An 18,840-nucleotide genomic window follows, 5' to 3' on the forward strand; every position below is an offset into this window, starting at 1 on the left:
CTGCTCTGTCCGAACTGGACCGCCCTCATCCACGGAGCGGACCTCGCCGTCGCCCCCGTATAAGTCGATCCCCGGACCCGCGATCCCGGTGCATCGGTCCTCAATTCCGCAAGCACCGTCTCGAGTTCACCGACCGGGATGTGCAGTTCTTCACCCACGGCGGCGAGGGCGACGCAGGGGTCGACGGATCGTCCGACAAGTCAGCAGAACTCGCCGCCGTGCGGTTTGCACTAAGCGCTGGTGAGCGGATATGCGGGCGCCGGAGGCACATCCCGCTTCGCAACCCGTCGCGCAGCCCTCAGCAGCCGCACAGCTCCTGCTGATGTCGAGAGGCGGTGGCACTACCGGACTTTCGCGCTTGATCGACATATTCGCGCCGCATTGTCGGCCCGAACCGGTCGGGAGCTCGTCGAAGACCTTCAGGCGGCCGGTCGCATTGAGCGCTCGAACATTGCAAATGGGAATTAAAACGCGCTCGCCACGTTCCGCCGGCGAACCCCGCGGTCGCCAGCACAGCTGGGCCAACTGGCGCAGGTAGTTGAAGGAGGAATCCAGCGTAGCTAGATGCCTGTGATCGCGCGGCAACCGCGTTTTGGCCTGAGATCGCGCCGCTGTGCCTTCCCATCCGATCTTGTCGCTTCGGGATCAGCGCGCCGATCTCCTCATTCGCGACCGCCGCTTGCTCACGATAGCCAGGATGTCATTTAGTAGCGCTGAGCCGACGGCACCTATGCCGCAGTGAGATAGCGATCCGGAGTCCCTGTCGCCGATCCATTTGGCACAGATTTGACGGTGCCGGACGATGGTCGGTCAGCACAGAGACCTATTTGTCATAGCTGTTCCGTGGGCCAGGAGCGTGTCGCGCTGTGGCAGCCAAATCGTCGATTAGCTTCGCTTCGCACGCCTGCCATGCAGTTCGTGCGGCTTGAGCGACCGCGTTAGTTCTGTCGGACTCGTCGTGGTCCCTACCGTCTCTCGTAACGCGGCCCGGGATCGCCCTAATGGCAGCGATACCAATTTTCATCCAGGCTAACTGCGCGTGCTCGATCAGAGCCGCTCCTCGGCGAAGGTGGTCGGCCCTGGCATCACATTCTTTCGCTTCGTGGTAAATCGCATCGACATTTTGGCTTACACGGCTTGCCGTGTCGCTGTCGGTCGAGAGGGCAGAGGGGCATGCTTCCGATTCGAGGGCTGAGGCCATCGCGCGTATCTCTTTTGCGGCGGCAGACCAGGAATTCGCGGCTCGAATCATCCCCGAGGGATTGCCGCTCGGGCGGGGTCCCAACATCGACTCGATACGTTCTTTCGGAAAGTCTTCCGACATTTTCATGCTTTCCTAGTGTTATGTGACGTTCCGCCTGCGATAATAAGCTGCGTGGCGCTGATTGTGTTATGCGATACACGCCTACCTATCATTGGCCAACAGTACCAACTGAAGTAGCTTCACTAACTGTAGGAGGGACTGGGTCGGTGCGGCAGCCGTGGCGGTTTACGTTTAATTGCTTCTGACGTGGGGCATTGACGTCATGGGTCAGCGAGAAACGCTGAATGGCAGGACTGTGCGCCGATTATTAATATCTGATTGTTACGTACTATCCTGATTTCTAGTTCGCATAGAGCATTCCTTTCCGATCGGACCCGTTGTGCACTCCGCATATTGGAACTTACACACTCCTCTATCAGTGGTCATGTCGTTGGCCCCCCGGCAATCAAAGCTCCGTACTCGATTGTTGCCCAGGCTGAGGTACAGGATTATCGTGAAGCGGACGGTGCAGCAGGTGAGCTGTTCGCCATTTTTTGGTGACCGCGAAGGTTGACGCACCTGCCGTGGTGGTGACGGCGGCGAAGGCAGAAACTGACCACGCCCAGGTCCGACCGACGCTGAGGTGTGTTCTCTTGCCCTGGAACACCGCTGCGAATGCGCTTGTTCCCAATCCGTCTTGTCCTGCACGAAGGCCTTGTAGTGACCTTACTAGAAACAGTCTGGCCCAGACTGGGCGCCGAATTTACGCTGTAGGATCGAGCCGCCGCAACGCGAGAATACCGCTGGGCCCGGGCGCTTATCTGTCCTTCACCACACCCCGCGCGCCCTCATCGACTACCAGCGCCGACGAACCCGAGAACGGCAGCCACGGCAACATTCGCATCACACACCAGGCCACCACGCTATCGGCCGAAAGTGAGCCAGAGCCGTTGAATTGACATTCCCCGGAAATTGAAGTGGGCAGGGCTTTCAGTGTGGTGGACGGAGCCCGGTGTCAGACGCTGTCAGCGGACGGTCGATGTCGCCGGCGTTTCGGAGTAGGTTGCCGTGGTACCGCGCCCGATCGTCCTTAGCTGGCTATGTTGTATGCCTCGCCGATGTCGGCTTGGATTCGGCCACGCTGGAAATGTTGTAGCCATTGTTCTTTGCCCATTCGCGAATTGCGTCGGTCTGCTGCCTGTCGGCCATCGTGCGTGCAGCCGTCTCGCCCTTGCTCGCGGGGCGCGCACCTTGCGAGCAGGTTTTGGGCACTGCGCGAAGGTGCCCGGAGCTGTGGCCGCATTCTTGTTCGACAAGTTGAACTGGTCTTCGACGCCGTCGATACCGAACGACACCGTCTCCTTGGTTTTGGATTTGTTGTATAAGTCGTACCTTGAGCTGCGCAGTGTTCATCGCTGGACCGCGAGTGGAGACGCTGCTCGGCGCATCTCACACGCAAAAGGTCGCTGGTTCGAAACCGGCTGGGACCACGTTGTTTATGTCGATCATCGTGGGCTTCCCTCGGCACCATCGGTTTTCGCGCGATAGTCGTGCAATAGCTTTACGGTCTCGTCGCGTTGTCACTCGTGTGGCGATCCGAGCCGGCGCCCCGATGGCGTGGGCTGATCGATTCGGTCCGTCATGCTTGTCCGAGATCGACCACGCGAGCAGTGCTTTGATCGCTAGTCAGTCTGATAGTTGGGTGGGTAGGTCGAATTTCGGGAAGAGAGCCGGGTCGAGGTAGATGTCGATTGCGGCGATTTGGGTGTCGCGGAAGGTGAGCAGCTGGATCCCGAACGCCTTATAGGGCTGGCCCGGTGCTGTGGCGTGATATACGGCGAGTGCAGGACTTCCGTTGGCGTTGACGAGGGCTGTGCGGGCGCGCACGCACGGGTTGGGTGTTCGGCGGAACCACTGGTCGATCTGAGCGCGACCGGAAAGCCACAGCGGGTACGGCGGCATGGACAAGGTCGCATCTTCGGTGAGCAGGCTAGTCAGGGTGTCGAGGTCGGTGCGTTCGAATGCGTCGACGTAACGAGCGAGCAAACGCCGTTGTTCGTCTGTCAGCAGGTACGGGTCGCCGTCGGCATAGGTGAGTCCAGCGAGGCGTTGGCGGGCGCGGCGGAGCATTCCGTTGGTCGAGGCGACGGTGAGCCCCAACAATGCGGCGGCCTCGTCGGCGGGCCAGCGCAGCACATCGCACAGGATCAATGCGGCGCGTTGGCGGGGAAGCAGATGTTGCAGAGCGACGACGAACGCGAGGCGTACCGAGTCTCGGAGCACGACGGTTTCGGCAGGATCGCCTTTGGTAGGAAACAACCATGTATCTGGTGCGGGTTGGACCCACGTGTCGTCGGATAAACGATCGCCTAGCGCCGAACTAGCAGTGCCGGACTCAACGCTATCGAGGGGATGTTCTCGTGCGCGCCCACGTCTGCGAAGCATGTCCAGGCACACGTTGGTGGCGATGCGGTACATCCAGGCGCGGCGGGAGGACCGACCCGCGAACTGGTCGAGTCCACGCCAGGCGCGCAACATCGTCTCTTGGACGGCGTCGTCGGCATCGAATGGCGAGCCCAGCATCCGATAGCAGTAGCCCAGCAGCTCCTGCCTGTACCGGGCGTGAAGTTCCTCCCAGTGCGCAGGCTCCGTAGGCTCCGTCGAAACAGGTTCGACTGGTATGTCGGCCGTCTCTGTCTGTGTCTGCATGCCGCAGCCAACATGGCAGCTTCAGTTCGCATTCCCGGCGCGGTTAATCGTATGAGTCACGGTCGTCTTCATTGCGAGTGCCTTGAAACAGGCACTCCAAACCACGACAAGGAGAAATTCATGTTCTTGATCACGGGTGCTACCGGGTTGACCGGCTCGGCAGTAGTCCGACGGTTTGCGCAGCAGGGCGAACCGGTGCGGGCTCTGGTACGCGAACCCAAGAAGCAGCAGTTCGCCGGTGTGGCCGGCGTCGACACCGTGGTCGGTGATCTGCTCGAGCCGGCAACCTTGGAACCCGCGCTGGCCGGAATCGACACCGTTGTACTGATATCCGGCGCCGACGACACGCTGATCGAGGCTCAGTGCAACCTGATCGATGCGGCTGAGGAGGCAGGGGTCGGCCACATTGTGAAGGTGTCGGGTCTCGGTTGCGACCACGACTCCCCGTTCCGGTTCGGCCGTTACCATGCCCAGATCGAAGACTACTTGCGGGCTAGTAGTGTGGCATGGACCATCTTGCGGCCTAGCCAGTTCATGCAGGTCTATTACCGCGAGGTGCCGACTTTGCTGGAGGATGGCAGCTTCGCCGTTGCCATGGGTGATGCCCGTCTTGCCCCGATCGATGTCGAGGACATCGCTGCGGTCGCCTACGCCGTAGCGCAAAGCGAAGAGCACCACGGCAAAAGTTTTGCGATGACCGGACCCGATGCGCTCAGGATGAGCGAGGTTTGCGATATCTTGTCGCCGGCCGTCGGCAAGCCGCTTCACTATCTTGACATAGATCCGCGAATCAAACGGCAGCAGTTGATCGACAATGGAATTCCGCCGCGGCTCGCTGATGACATGGACGACTTGTTCCGGTTGCGTCGCGAGGGCGGGCCAGAATCAGAGGTTCATCTGGAGGTATTTGACCTCCTCCAGATCCGGCCCACGTCGTTCGCCGAATTCGTCCAGCGAAGCGTCGACATCTTCCGCGGCACGACCACACCTGCCCAGTTGTGGGCTTCGGGCTGGCAACGGGTTTGAGCCCGACGGTGTCAGCTCCGGCAACTCATGCTGTCGGCTGAGCGCGATGCGCTGCTCAGTCTGGATTCGACATCTTGTTGGTCGGCGGGATCATCGTTTCACATAATCGGCTCAGAGAAACTGAACACCTCTGCGGAACGCCGCCGAGTAGGGGCCGATGGGCGCGAAAGCGGGTATGCGTCAAGGGATCCCAGCCGCACGGCCTCCACGATCCTGCGCGACAGCGGCCTCGGCCACAAGTTCTGTTGCGGTCTGCGTGACATAAGGGCTGGACTCGCACGGGGCAACAGGGGGTGGGATGGACCTCAAATCCATCCCACCCTCGCCGGGGAATCGGGGACAGCCCGGAATGCAGGCTTGGCCTGGTCAGCGTTCGGAGGCTCGACCTGGGCTTCTAGTTGCTGTCACACGCTCGCCGGACGGCGTCGGCGATCCTGCCGGTAGCTGATTGGGACCGTTCGACACCGTCGGCGGGCGCCAGGTATGCATCCGTATCAGGAGCGTTGCCGGGTCAGTGTCGGTGAGCAATAAGTCCCGGTGTGCGCGGTGCAGAAACTGTTCTTCGACGGCTCGGTCGAGGAAAGCGAGCAGGTGGTCGTAGAAGCCATGGATATTGAGCAAACCGACCGGCTTGTGCTGAAGCCCGAGCTGTGTCCAGGTTGCGATCTCCGCAGTCTCCTCGAGGGTGCCCAGGCCGCCGGGGAGCGCGACGAATCCATCTGCAAGCTCAGCCATGAGCGCTTTACGCTCGTGCATACTCTCGACCCGGTGAAGCGCACTGAGGTCTTCGGCAGCGATTTCGACTTCTGCGAGGTGCTTCGGGATGACGCCGACCACCTTCCCACCCGCGGCGCGAGCGGCGCGGGCCAATGCGCCCATGATGCCGACTTTCGCCCCGCCATACACGAGGGTGATATCCTCCGCGGCCAAGTGGCGGCCGAGGGCTTCGGCCTGGTCGATGTAAGCAGGATTCGCCCCCCGACTCGAACCGCAGAACACACATATCGCCTTCACCGACCTACGCCCTTTCCGCCGCGCCCGCGTCGTCTCCAATGGACCGCAGCTGCGGGTAGCCGGTTCGGGTCGCCAGTGGGCCATTCCGCCGGGTCTGGCCCAAGGAGTGTTAGCTGTTCCACCTGGCTTTTGCACCACGGGGAAACGAGGAGGCTGCTGTCCAGTACCTGAGTTGCGAAGGCGGTCCAGGGCATCCATGTCGCCTCGGCGACCTCAGCCGGATCCGGATGCATGTCGATGGAGGCGGCGCGAGCAACGTAGACCGGACAGAGCTCGTTTTCGACAATCCCATTGGCCATTTCGGCGCGGTATGAGAACGAGGGGAGCACAAGGGTTGTGTGGTGAACCGCGATACCGAGCTCTTCCATTATGCGGCGTTCGACTGCCTCGACCAGGGGCTCTGCAGGTTCGGGATGACCGCAACAAGTATTTGTCAAAACTCCCGGCCAGGTCGGTTTGCTATGCGCGCGCCGTGTAACCAGCAGTTGCGCCCGATCGTCGAAGACATACGAGGAAAAGGCGAGGTGAAGGGGGGTAGATCGATGATGGACCCGGTTCTTCGGTCGATAGCCGATCGCCTCCCCATTCGGTCCGCACAGCACAACCAGCTGTGACCTCACGGATTGAACTGTCATGACCACCCCGTTGTTTCGCATTGGTGGCCGACCGTCTGAGGCCGGCGAAGCTGTCGCCGCGGCATGGCGAGGAATGCCTGATGTTGAAGCTCGCCGTAGGCGGCGTGCTCATAGGCGATGACGGCCGCGAGTTCATCTGTTTGAGACGGGCTTGGAGAGAATTCGGATAGCGATTCGATGGGGATTTCGTGGCGGCCGCACCATCGGATCACAGTGCCGAGTCCGACGATAGATGCGACGAATTCCTGCCGGGCCTTGTATCGCCACGCGGCGGCGAGTTCTTGCAGCAGTCCTGGCTGCCCCTCCGGGGGAGCGAGCATCCGACGTGCCCTCAGCCGTAATCGGTGCATATGGTCGTACGGGTCTGTGACCCGCATGAGTTCGGTGCTGACCTCGAACGGCAGGTCGTCGCTCGCACCTAAGAAGGCACTGAGCAGCGAAATTGAGCCTCCTTCCACCACAACACATCGGTGCTCTCGCGACAACTCATGCAGTGTGCGGCGCAGGGCAACGTGGGCGGCATCGGGAGAGTAGTCGCCGTCGTCGACGGTTCGCGTATCTAAGAAGTGCCGTCGTAGGTCGTCGTCCTCTTGTCCCGTGTGTCGGGCGCTCGTCGTAGTTAGATCGACGTAGCACTGAATCCGGTCTGCGACGACGATCGGCGCGTCTAGCCGCCGTGCCTCGGTGACCGCGCGAGCACTTTTGCCGATGCCGGTAGGTCCGATGATTGTGTGGACATGCATAGGAGCCCTTGGATGTTCGTACGACTGCACACCCTGCTGTGGTGCCGCAGATGACACCAAGTCGATGCTGGTCAGGATGAGCTCTGAAATATGAGATAGCGATAGTACGAGACACGCATCAACCCCTCGCGTCGATCACTCCCCACTGGTGGTGGCAAGCTTCCTTGGTCGAGGCCCGAGGTGTTGGACGAGGTTGCAGCAGGCTGGTCGCCGGTCCGACCTGTTGGGCATCGTCGCGCGAAATTTATGTACCTCCGGTCCGGCAGCGCGAACCCGCTAGGCCGTCCGCGCGGGGAGAGCATGACCGTGATGCCTGCTCCGGTGTGGAGCGCACGAGGGACTACGCTAGGGGAGGAGTCACCCGAATGACGCGCCGAGTGGCTCGTCGCCGCCGGAAAAATGACAAATCACATTGAATCGATCCGTGCCACCTTCGGGTCCCTTCCGATGGTGGCACCCGATCAGGTGGTGAAGCGACAGCACAGGAAAACGTCGTCCGAATACAGACTACCGCCAGGGTAAATCGACTCGGACCGTCCACTACTACCAGGTTCGGTATAGAGAGTTGCGGTTGCGTCGGTTGCGTTATCGACGTCGCCGATACCGATGACGATGTTGTAATCGTCGTAGTCGGAAGGGTTGACAAGTTTTTGACGGTTGCCATCCCTATCGGGATAGGTAAATGTTCCATTTGCCATTTTGAGTCGTCTCTTCGCTAAAACATCCGCCCCGGGGCTGCTCGGAGGCTAACACAAACCTTCTGTCCGGTATTTGTTACGCAGCTTCCCATGCGCGGGAAGATTTTGGTGGTTGGCCGCGTCGGTGGCGATGCGGGTAGGAGGTGGGGCCCCGGTCATGGAGTTCCCTGTTTAGAGGCGCTGCCCAGTCTGTGTGCATCGTCGACGGTCGAAAAACCCAGCGTCGTTTCGGGGGAGCCCGTTATGAACCGTAGGTCCGGCGACGCCTTGCGGTGCTTCGTCAGGCCGACGAGGAATCGTTATCCATAGGAGTCGGCTGCCCATGCGACCAGCAGCTGGGCGGCGTAGGCGTGCGGCAACTCTGCGCCGTTGCGGGCGGTGATTGCGCCGACGGTGTTGCAGCACGAGCAGCTCCCGACTGACAGTAGACACTCTCGGCCGAGGCGCCGGCCAATCTCACGCAAAGAAGAGGGCGTGTTCGCCGAGCGCCGATAGCAAGTCGCTCGGGCAGACTAGTATACAACACCACTCTGCTCGGACCCCTTCGGAGATTCGAATATGGGAGGCGGTCGATTTCGCGGCGTCGACGGTATTTATTTGTTGTGGCCGGTTTTGAATCGAACGTCAGGCTGACCTGCCCGACCAGCCGGGGCAGGTCAGTTTGCGCGGCATCCAACGCCACGACTCCCGCAGGGGTCTTGGCGCCGGGGTTATGCTCAATTTGCCGTCACTCCGTCAATGTGGCCGGGAGTTCGAATAGTTCGAACAATTCGGGAGCGAGGAATTGCTCGATCGCGCTGATGCGGCCGTCTGTGATGTCGAGGACTTGAATCGCGAAAGCGGTGAACGCGCCGTTGTTGTTTCGGTGGTAGTGCGCGTATGCGGGAGAACCGTTGGCGCGTAGGGGGACCAATCGTGAGTTCGCGCACGTGCTGCTGTGTCGATCGAACCAGCTCAGTACGTGGTGAACTCCCTGGATCCACAGAGTGTATGGAGGCATCGAGAGCCGTGCTTCCTCGTGCAGAATTGTCATGAGGCTCGCGAGGTCTTGCAGCTGGAACGCTTTCACATAGCGCTCCAGCAGCTCCTGGGTTTGCCTGTCTGATTCCCCTACGTTGGGGAAAGTGCCGCCATCAGGCTGCTTTGCAGCAATCAGAGCTGCGCGGGCACGGCGCAGGTAGCCGTTGACGGAGGGGACGGTCGTGTCGAGCAGATCTGCTACCTCGGTTGCTCGGAAGGCGAGTACATCCCGGAGAATCAGGACCGATCGCTCACGGGGAGACAGGTGCTGAAGCGCGGACACAAAAGCCAGGCGGACCGTTTCCGCGCGTGCAACATGGTCGGCGGGGTCATTCGTCTCCGCCGTGAGCCACGCATCGGGGACCGGCTGGAGCCATGCACTTTCCGACAGTGGCTCGCCGAGCCGGCCGTCGCTGTTCGTCGGCCCTCCGATGCCCATCGGCAATGCTCGACGTCCGCGTCCGCGCAGCTGGTCGAAACAGATATTCGTCGCTATCCGGTAGAGCCAGCCTCGCGCTGAGGACTCTCCGCGGAACTGTCCACGCGATCGCCATGCGCGCTCGAGCGTCTCCTGGACTGCATCCTCAGCGTCGAACGGCGAGCCCAGCATCCGGTAGCAGTATCCGATCAACTCGCCTCGGTACTCGAACAATGAATCAGGGTCAAGCTTGGCAGCGGACGAGTCGAGCGCGGTCACAATGGATCCTTCCTGCACAACCAGACCTAATGGGAAGCTGGCACACTGCGGATCTGGTCCGGTTTCAGCCCAAGCAGCACCGATGGCCGACCGGTAGTTGAGGACTGGTCAGTTTCCGCCCTCGCAACCGTCACCCTATCGGGTAGATTCTACCTTCGCTCACGCCGAAGATTCGAACTGCTCCCTATCGCGCCGTGGTTCACGATAATCCCGCACCCTTGGTTCTACAACCGTTGACTGAGGTCTGGTCTGTGGCCGCAGTGCACACCGGTGGGCCACCGATCGAGGAGGTAGATGCACAGTACTGTTGCCGATTGCCACGTTGTCGATCCGTGAAAGGGAACGATACAGACCGACCGTTGACCGCAGCGGCATCGTGCCCGAGTGCACCCCGAGCAGCGGTGCAGCATTATTTGCCCGCGCTGGGCGAGTTGCTGGACCGGAGTTTCCGCGCTGTGACGACTGTTCGCAGAGTCCTGCTCGTTTGGTCCAGTTCCAATGAGATTCTGGGCGAAATGTCCTTCGCGGCTCGTCGGCCCGGTGGTCACCGCCGCCGGTTCATGGCCGGTGCACCGAAAGCGATGGGAGAGCGACGAGATGAAAGCCCGCAGCGAACCGAGGCGAAGTCTCCGGTTCGAGCAAGGTGATGCCATGACGATCCCGCTACTCGAAAGTGACTCATGCAAGTCGATGCCGCATTCTGTCGAATTGCTGATCTTCTCGGTGAAGATATCCAGGAAGTCGTTACTGGCCTGTCATCCTCCTACTTACGGGCCGGAGGTGAGGTCTCCGGAGCAACGGGACGGTTCGGACAGGCTGACCTTCGTGGAGGGCGGGAAATCGAACAAGGTATCCAGAGTTCGAGCAGGGATTCGAGCTTCGGAAGTCCGTCGCTCGTAGCCCCTACACGCCTGGCTTCTCCTGCCGATATTGCTGCACTTATTGGGGATAGAACTTTGATTTTCGATTTCGACGGGCCAGTTTGTTCCCTGTTCAGCGAGTTCACCAACGTCCAAGTTTCCGATATTATGCGGCGTAGTATCCGTTGGCGGTTTCGGTTTCAGCGTGTCTCTTTCCCTCCCAAGATTAACCGAGAAAAGGATCCGTTCGAGGTACTTCGTTACGTCGCTAAGTTGGGAGAGGATTTCGGCATTGCTGGAGAAAAGAAGTTGAGTGCTCTGGAAGTCGTCGCGGCTCGCACGGCGAAGCCGACGCCCTATGCGCACGAGTTGATTCGTACGGCGTCGAAGTCGAGGGATGTGGTATTCGCCAGTAACAACGCGACAGCTGCCGTGAAGACGTACCTGGCTACTCACGACCTTGACCGCTACGCTAGTGGCGTATTCGGCCGGTCTTCGCACATCCTCAGCCGATTGAAACCGGACAGGTTCCTACTCGAACACACCCTGTCCGAACTCGGTCTGTCGCCGGACCAAGTCGTCTACATTGGCGACTCCACGACTGACGTGATGGCCGCCCACGCCTCAGGGATACGAGCTATCGCCTATGCGAACAAACCCGGTAAACTTGCGAGCTTCATGCCATACGAGCCCGAAGCGGTCGTCGATTCGATGAGCGTGCTGTTGCGAGCGCTGTGACGTCCCAAGCGTCCGAGACGGCGGCGACCGCAGCAATCGCTGGTTCGACGAGCAGGTTGGCGAACGGTGCTCACCGTCACCTGTCCGGGTGTTTCAGAGTCTGGATCATCTCGCAAAGCGCAATCCGTTGTCCCCCAAGCAGAATTGGGTATGGCTGGCAGGCCGAACACGGTCGCCGGCAACATTCCCGACTGAACCGCCGATCGAGTTCGGCATGTCACTCAGATGCCTACCTCACCGAACGGAACACCGAGGAATCGCGACGGGCTTGGTGGCAGAATGTCGCGATCGGTTCTCATGATACTGTTGACGACATGGACGTGGCAGTTTTCGTCATGGATCGGACAGCGGATTTCGGGCTTGCAGCGGTGCTGGAAGTATTTGATATGGCGAATGCGCTGCGGGGTGAGCTCGAACCCGCGCCGGAGCCGTGGACGGTGCATGTAGTTTCTGTATCCGACACGGCCCGAACCGGACGCGGTCATCTCGTTCCGGCACTCCCGCTATCTAGGTTGACTGTGGACTTAGACCTGATGATTGTGCCCGCTGTGAATGCCATCGATGCCAGCGAGCTGATTGATCTGGTATCGGACCCGGCTAATCAGCTTGTGTTACAACGCATTTCGGAGGCGGCAGAGCGTGGCGTCCATCTGGCTGCTGCCTGCACGGGCACCTTCTTCCTCGCGGAGTCCGGTGCATTGGATGGTAGTCGTGCGACCACGAGTTGGTGGCTTGGACCAGCCTTCCGTCGCCGCTATCCGAATGTCGATGTTCAGGAGGGCCACATCTTATGCCGAGACAAGCTGGTCACCACAGCGGGCGCCGTGCTTTCTCACCTCGATCTCGCCCTTTCGTTGGTCGCGGCACAGAGTCCGGCCTTGGCCGAGATTACGTCCCGATTTCTTCTGATCGGTCATCGCCACAGCCAGATCGAGTTCGCGGTACCCGAGGTAATTGCTCGCGGCGATTCCCTCGTCGCCGCGTTCGAACGCTGGGTTCGTGACCACATCTCGAAGCAGTTCCGGCTCGCAGATGCAGCCCGTTCACTCGGAGTTACTGTTCGTAGCCTTCAACGTGCAACCCAAGGTGAGATAGGAATGGCGCCCAGAGACTTCGTCGACGAGATCCGGCTGGAGCGGGCTACCCAGCTCCTCAGGACGACTTCATTGACCGTCGATGCCGTGGCCGCCAAAGTCGGCTATCAGAACGCGAGCACGCTACGGACTCTCTTCCGCCGGCGCAGAAATCGCACGATTGCCGAGATCCGGTCTTCCCCCCTCTCCTGGGAAGCAGCTCCAGCCTCTCTGCAGTAGCCAAACGACGAGCTTCGCCTCAGATCGCTACTGCTGGAACCATTGTGGGAGTGGTGGCGGCTCATGCGCACCGGGACTCAGTTCAGGTTTGGTTGCCGCTTCCTCCGGGGGCTGGGTCGGATCCGACGCTGGTGATGCCATTCTGTGTCGGTGTTCTTCGACGAGGCATGGTCTCCGCGCAAGCTGATGGTGCCAGGTGGGGAGGTCCCTCATAACCCCTCGTGCAGAACGGCCGCCGATTCTCTCCGATCGGGCTCGCCATGTGTAGGCTCGGGCCGCAGAGAGGTCGTCGAAAGGGAGTGCCCGGCGTGCCTGCCTGAGATAAGAGAACAGACTCGGCTGCCAGCCGAGTCTTCTGGGATGTGGCGATTACATGCTGTTCCAGTGGTGGTTGTAGGTGCCGCTGTGGATGGCCGCGACGGTGCCTCATCCATCGGGCCTGTTCGGCGGGATCCGTGGCCCTACTAATCGGTCGCTTCAATTCCCTTCTCCCGGAAACTTGGTCAGCTACGCCTGCCCATCCACTGTGTGCTCGTGCTCTCCACCATATATATAGGTGAGGGTTTGGGAACCGCGAGGTCCTTACGTAATAGACTGCGGGGCAGCGGTAGTAAGATCTGCCCGCCGGTTTCAGATGCGAAGCATCTACTCGAATACATGAGCAGATCGGCTCGGCACTGTGTGGCAGTGGCGACGGAGCCTGAGTCCAATCCACAAATCCCCGCCGGAGTTTTCGGGAAACCCAATCTGGGTGTCTTGCTCCGTCGGCGGCCCGATTTACAATCTTGACGGGACCGGATCGTCCCTCCGGAACGAGGGAGTGATCCACGGAAGGCTCGCCGGTCCAACGGGCATTCAAACAGCTCGCGGAGAGATCGGCAGATATCACCACGCGCACCGTTGAGAACGTATCTCACCGGTTCAGGGAGGTCGGCGGCGCGGCTAAAGAGGCGGCCGAGTCTGCGCGCATCGGCCTCCGGGCCGAAGCCCGACAGCACGGAACCGAATCCGGGCCAGGGCCCTGGTTACAGCGTTACTCAATCGGGTCTCACCACTGGGACAGCTGCGTGCTCGGGAAAACGACGCCTGGCAGGCCTGTCATGAGTCCGGTGTCTGAACCAAATGGGCTACCGGCGCCGTCTCGTTCCCTGACCGTGGCTCGGTCCAACTCCTCGGGCGAACTACCGAAGTCTCCACGGTCTAGGTCGTGTCTTCCAATGATTTGAGCCATTCGACGATGAGAGCCAGTGTGAATCCGGGCGCGGTAGGTCAGGGGCGAGTTTGTCGTAGCGAGTCGCGACTGCGCGCCAGTGTTCGGCCTTGTAGAACGCGCGCTCGACCAGGTTGCGTCGTTGTATTCGACCTTGTCGAAGCCTGGCGGCCGGCCACCGCGGCGTCCGCGCTTTTTCCGGTTGGCGACCTGGCCGGATCGTTGGGGTATGACGCTGCGGATCCGTTTGCGCCGCAGCAGGTCCCGGTTCGAAACTGCCGAGTACGCCTTGTCCGCGATGACCGTGTCGGGAATACGCCGAGGTGGGCCGCCGACGAGCCGGGGCACCGCCACCTGCCGAGCACTGCGGGCAACATCGCCCGAGTCCGCGGCCTGGCCAGGCGTGATCAGCACGGCCAGGCCGCGGGACGTTACCGTCGGTGGCCGCGTGGGCCTTGGTGGTCAGCCCGCCCCGCGAACGGCCCAGCCCGTGGTCGGCCGGTTCATACATCGCCCTCCGGACCGGCGGTGTGGGCCCCGGCGGCGTGCTGATGCGCGCGCACGATCGTCGAGTCGATCGCCACCACCCAGTCCAGATCACCGGTGGTGTCGGCCAGGGGAGCAGCGCGGTCAGCACCCGGTCCCAGGTGCCGACGGTGGCATAGCGGCCGTGCCGTTTCCACACTGTCTGCCACGGCCCGAAAATTTCCGGCAGATCTCGCCATGGCACACCGGTGCGCAGCCGATACAGCATCCCCTCCACGATCCTGCGATTCTCGGAGAAGTTACGGCCAACGCGCACTTCGGATTTCGGCAACAGCAGCTCCATCAGCTCCCATTGTCTGTCCGTCAGCACACGATACCGATCACCCACCACCGTCACCACGGCGAACTTGATGCCCGATCAGCCCCACCCAGCGGGCCGACCGACAAACACTATTGGGAGACACGACCTAGTTTCGATGCGCCAGCTGCCTATGTAACCTGCTGCGGCTTCCGGTACTCCGATGTCATAGGTATACTGCATGCGACTCGCGCGGCGCGGTGCTGGTGATGGTATAAAAAGTATTGGCATTTCGCTGTGCGAAGGTGGCGAAGGTCGTTGGTTGAATCCCAACTGCCGCGTGAGCGCTGAGGTCGACGTGGGACTCGGAGCCTTCTCGGCGAAGAGTGACTAGTCGGTGTATGTCGTCGGCTAAGGCAGAAGCGACGCCACGATTAAGTAGAGCCGTCCGAATTCGGTTTGGACTGCTGGCAGTGAGGTAGATTGGCTTACCGTACAAGATCGACAGGGTCTGGGCGATCTCGTCCACAGTCAAAGCCTCCGGACCAGTCATAGTGTATCGCTTCCCCTCGTGCCCGCTAGTCGTCAGCAGCCGGTAGACAACTTTCGCGACATCGTCGATATCTACTGGGGCCATGCGCGCATTTCCTATTGCAGATTCCAATTCCGAATTGTGTATCAAACTTGGAATCGCGTGGAAATATGTCTGCATAAATTGGCTTGGCCTCAAGCGTGTCCACGCGAGTCCCGAGTCCTCGACCATCCGCTCGACTTCAGCGTGCATTCGCGCCGTGCGGTACGGCGACCGGGCGTTGCAATGGACGTTCGAGAGCTTGACCACATAACCCACTCCAGCCCTGACCGCAGCCTGGATGAAGCCAGTCTCGACGTCGATGAGGTCGAAACCTACAGCAGATAACACGAATACCCGATCCACTCCCTCGAAGGCGCCAACCAGGGTGTCGGGTCTAGCCATACACCCCAATACCACTTGGATACCGTTCGCCGCCAAGGCCGCTGCTTCGTCTACGTGATCGACTAACACTCGGACGGGAACCGCGGCTTCAGCGAATTCCCGGACGACAGCAGCCCCGAGAAGGCTGGCGTATCCAGTCAGAAGAATCAAAGATTTCTCCTTAATTAAGAAATCACATCGGAGAATCGCAACACAACATTTCTTCAGTGCGAGCACGAAAGGCCCGCCGAGACTGCCTCGACAGAAAGGGAGCCCCTGATGAAGCCGCGATCCGCACGTTGCCATGGACAGCCCGCGCGTTATACCTTATGCGTGGTGAAGTCCTGAAACTCACGGTTTCCGACTATCGGTTTCCGCAAATTTGAGCGTCCACCGACGGGCAGCCGACTAATGCTTGGCAACTCATCCAACTAGACGGCCGTACACTGCAGCAAGCGACAAGTTGCAAACGGGATGTGTAGAAACCCTCAATCGCTCTGCTCGTGATCAATTCTCCGCCTTCCGCCTCGCTTAGCATCGGGCTAGATCTGGATCGCTTGCCGAAATCCGTAGGATCCACAGTCGACATTGGACGTATCCATTTCTCCTTTACGCGTAGCGTCGAAGCGGACCAACCATGCCAAACATCTTACCCACTACAGAGTGGGCTGCCGGTTCCCAACTGCGGGAACCGCTGATGACCGCAACGGCCGAGCATGGGCCGCAAAACCAACAGCACATCAGCCAACCCGGCCGGAAGTTTCGTGGACACCCCACTTCCGGTTTGGTTTCCGGTTGCGCTTGGTCGTTCAACCCACTTACCGGAGACTTCGCCTATCTGCCAACGCGGACAGTGTCTTTTCAGGAAGTAGCCGGATTTCTCAACAATATTCCTCGACCACTGTATATCGTCCTTCGCTGACAACGGCCCTCGACAGTCCCGATCAGCAACCCGCGGCACCGAGCCAGATCACCGCAGCGCTGACCGGCAGTGCTACGGGCATTGCCCCTTTCGCGCGTATCCCGGCGGCCCCGAAAACGCTTTATTGGATGTTCACGAACGCTGTCGAGATTTGTGACACATCGGTGTCCATCTACCGCTGAAGTACTACCCCGCCCACTCGCCTTCGTTGGTGAGTTCGATCTCGGGCACGGCGACCTCGAATCTTGTATCGTTCTTGTCGACCGTCCAGCGCTGGGCGTCGTAGAGCCACCAGCGCTCGAACTCGAGTCGGTAGAAGCGCCGCGGACCATCGTCTCGAAATGTCTCGATCGGAAGCGCCCATTCGGCACGTATACCGGGGTCGGGGAAGTTCGTCGCGTAGTAGTGCTCGTAATAATCCGGCAGTTCACCGGCGGTGGCCTCTCGGCAGTTGCCGACGAACTGGGCCCCATCGATCGGGATACCCGAAGGTGCGTTGGGCCCGGTCAACCCGGTCAGAAATATCGAGCCCGAAACCCGGGGTTGCGCAACAATGTTCATGGAATGTGTCGCCTCGCGCAGGGAATACCACACCAGTACCAGTGGCCGCCACCGTGCGACGAAGTTCACGGTGGCGGCCCACGGCCCATTCGGCCCCTCGGTAGCGAGGGTGACGAATCTGGCTCGATCGAGCAGGAAGCGGCTCCGCTCGGGCGCGGGTCGTGGATGTGTGGCGCCGGAGTCGGCGTGTGGACCACCGCGGACCGGCAGCGGGATCGGCAGTGGAGGATCGGACAAGATTCTGGAATCGAGTATCTCGTACCATTCGTCCTGGCTGGTCCGTCGACGCTCCCACTCGGGATCGGCGGAGCGGCGGCTTAGTTCACGTCGGTACCGTCCCCACGCCGCTTCGTCGGCGAAAGTGACCTTGTGTTCCAGACAATGCACATTGTCGCCGATGGTGACGGTATGCCATGTGGCATCAAGCACCATGTCAAAGCCCGCGTAGAACCAGAGCTGGCGATCGGCGATCCATCGCCAGAATTCCGCGAGGTCCCCCCGAGCCTTGGCAGTCGGCGCAAATCTATAGACGAGGTGCAACATCAGGGCTCCTGTTCGGTCAGATGAGAAAGTCGAGCCATGCCGGGCTGAGCAAGTACGAGTAGTCGGAGAATCTGTCGAGATACTCCGAGGCCAATTTCCGGTTGTGGGCGCAGACGCTGCCGGAGTACAGCCTGCCCCGAGCCAGCAGGACGACTGCCGCGAGGGGCTCCACCATCGCGCCACGGCGAACCTTCGCCTCCAGCGACGATGTCGAGAGGTACACGCGGCGCAACCCATGTTGCGCCGCGTAGCCGACCGGCGCATGGCAGGTAGTGACGAAGTAGGACGATCCGATGCGGCCCGCCGATTCATCGGCGCCGTAATACCGACCGTGCAAACTGTCTGCGTGGCGGTAGCACACGGCTACACTCACCAGTGCGCCGTTCCGCCGACACAGCAGCACTGTGGCGAATTCGTCCAGACCGAACTTTCGTTGTGCCTCGAAGATGCGATTAATCCAGGCAGCTCCCCCGCTGCTCCCGTATTTTCCGCGTGTATTCGCGATAAGTGGTGCTACCTCTGCGGCGACAGCGGGGGTGAGATCTGTCCATTCGAGCGTGTGACCGGTGGCGACGAAGTCCCGCAGTTCACGCCGTCGCCGTTTGCGGTTGTGACCACTGGCGTACCAGTTCGGTTCGGCCGCATGGTTCGGCGACATATAAACGGTGGCATCCGCGGAATGCACCAGACAATGTGCATTCCGATGCGCCGCGGCCAGTTCGACCGCCGCGTTCACGGGTAGATACGGCACGATTACACCGTCGTGGCCGGCGTCATGAGCACAGGCGAGAGCACCCGACAGCAGCTCGCTGAGCGCCGCGGGGCGTTGCGGCCCCATCTCGCAGAGCAGGCCGTTGCGGACCGATCTCCGCGCACCCGCCCACAGGAATGACGCACGCCCCAACTCGGGCATATCCGGGAAGAATGCGGGTAGATTAAACAGCCCCGGGTCACTGCGATCTCCCTCCCAGACCGGCATCGCAGCAACGAGATGCCCCGCGCGACGCACCACGACTGCCGAATGCGGGGCGATCACGTCGTCCAAGTGACGCAACCAGGCATGACTCTGGAAGAGATCGCCTGGCCGAACGAGGCTGTCCCATTCGGCGGCGGCAATCGATTCGACCGCGTCGGTGGTCATCCTGAACATGGAACGTTCCTCAAGGTAA

General features: G+C 60.7%; 11 protein-coding genes and 1 pseudogene. 3 read left to right on the forward strand and 9 right to left on the reverse strand.

What is annotated here, in order from left to right:
* Positions 1-2,929: 2,929 nt before the first annotated feature.
* Positions 2,930-3,952: an RNA polymerase subunit sigma-70 gene (locus tag IRT45_RS24890; RefSeq protein WP_194808298.1), complete on the reverse strand. Its 1,023-nt coding sequence runs from the start codon at positions 3,950-3,952 to the stop codon at positions 2,930-2,932.
* Positions 3,953-4,072: 120 nt separating this feature from the next.
* Here IRT45_RS24890 and IRT45_RS24895 point away from each other — a divergent pair, with 120 nt between their 5' ends.
* Positions 4,073-4,978 carry an SDR family oxidoreductase gene (locus IRT45_RS24895; RefSeq protein ID WP_194808299.1) on the forward strand — a complete coding sequence of 302 codons (906 nt, stop codon included), beginning with the start codon at positions 4,073-4,075 and terminating at the stop codon, positions 4,976-4,978.
* A 366-nt stretch (positions 4,979-5,344) separates the two neighbouring features.
* Here the strand turns inward: IRT45_RS24895 and IRT45_RS24900 are convergent, their stop codons facing one another.
* From IRT45_RS24900 to IRT45_RS24915, 4 genes are all read right to left on the reverse strand, one after another.
* Positions 5,345-5,977, reverse strand: a complete 633-nt coding sequence (locus IRT45_RS24900) for a TIGR00730 family Rossman fold protein (protein ID WP_309241143.1) — start codon at positions 5,975-5,977, stop codon at positions 5,345-5,347.
* An 11-nt stretch (positions 5,978-5,988) separates the two neighbouring features.
* A complete protein-coding gene (gene idi, locus IRT45_RS24905; RefSeq protein WP_309241144.1) occupies positions 5,989-6,648 on the reverse strand; it encodes an isopentenyl-diphosphate Delta-isomerase in 660 nt (219 codons plus the stop codon).
* Positions 6,624-7,370, reverse strand: a complete 747-nt coding sequence (locus tag IRT45_RS24910; protein WP_194808302.1) for an isopentenyl transferase family protein — start codon at positions 7,368-7,370, stop codon at positions 6,624-6,626. The genes idi and IRT45_RS24910 overlap by 25 nt, the downstream gene beginning before the upstream one ends.
* Positions 7,371-8,795: 1,425 nt before the next feature.
* Complete coding sequence (locus IRT45_RS24915; protein ID WP_194808303.1) at positions 8,796-9,785, reverse strand: sigma-70 family RNA polymerase sigma factor; 990 nt, start codon at positions 9,783-9,785, stop codon at positions 8,796-8,798.
* 680 nt (positions 9,786-10,465) lie between these two features.
* Between IRT45_RS24915 and IRT45_RS24920 the strand changes: the two genes are divergently transcribed.
* On the forward strand, positions 10,466-11,383 hold the full coding sequence (locus IRT45_RS24920; RefSeq protein WP_194808304.1) for an HAD family hydrolase: 918 nt from the start codon (positions 10,466-10,468) through the stop codon (positions 11,381-11,383).
* Positions 11,384-11,697: 314 nt separating this feature from the next.
* A complete protein-coding gene (locus IRT45_RS24925) occupies positions 11,698-12,696 on the forward strand; it encodes a GlxA family transcriptional regulator (protein ID WP_194808305.1) in 999 nt (332 codons plus the stop codon).
* 1,181 nt (positions 12,697-13,877) lie between these two features.
* Here IRT45_RS24925 and IRT45_RS24930 read toward each other — a convergent pair.
* The 4 genes and pseudogenes from IRT45_RS24930 to IRT45_RS24945 all read right to left on the reverse strand — a co-directional run bounded on the left by IRT45_RS24930 (position 13,878) and on the right by IRT45_RS24945 (position 18,812).
* A pseudogene (locus IRT45_RS24930) lies at positions 13,878-14,735 on the reverse strand (IS5 family transposase).
* Between the two features lie 181 nt (positions 14,736-14,916).
* The gene (locus IRT45_RS24935) at positions 14,917-15,816 is read right to left on the reverse strand and encodes an NmrA family NAD(P)-binding protein (protein ID WP_194808306.1); all 900 of its coding nucleotides are present in this window, start codon (positions 15,814-15,816) and stop codon (positions 14,917-14,919) included.
* A 937-nt stretch (positions 15,817-16,753) separates the two neighbouring features.
* Positions 16,754-17,365: a pyridoxamine 5'-phosphate oxidase family protein gene (locus IRT45_RS24940; RefSeq protein WP_194808307.1), complete on the reverse strand. Its 612-nt coding sequence runs from the start codon at positions 17,363-17,365 to the stop codon at positions 16,754-16,756.
* Between the two features lie 322 nt (positions 17,366-17,687).
* Positions 17,688-18,812, reverse strand: a complete 1,125-nt coding sequence (locus tag IRT45_RS24945; RefSeq protein ID WP_194808308.1) for a peptidogalycan biosysnthesis protein — start codon at positions 18,810-18,812, stop codon at positions 17,688-17,690.
* Positions 18,813-18,840 lie beyond the last annotated feature (28 nt).

Source organism: Nocardia sp. BSTN01 (assembly GCF_015354405.1).
GTDB lineage: Bacteria > Actinomycetota > Actinomycetes > Mycobacteriales > Mycobacteriaceae > Nocardia.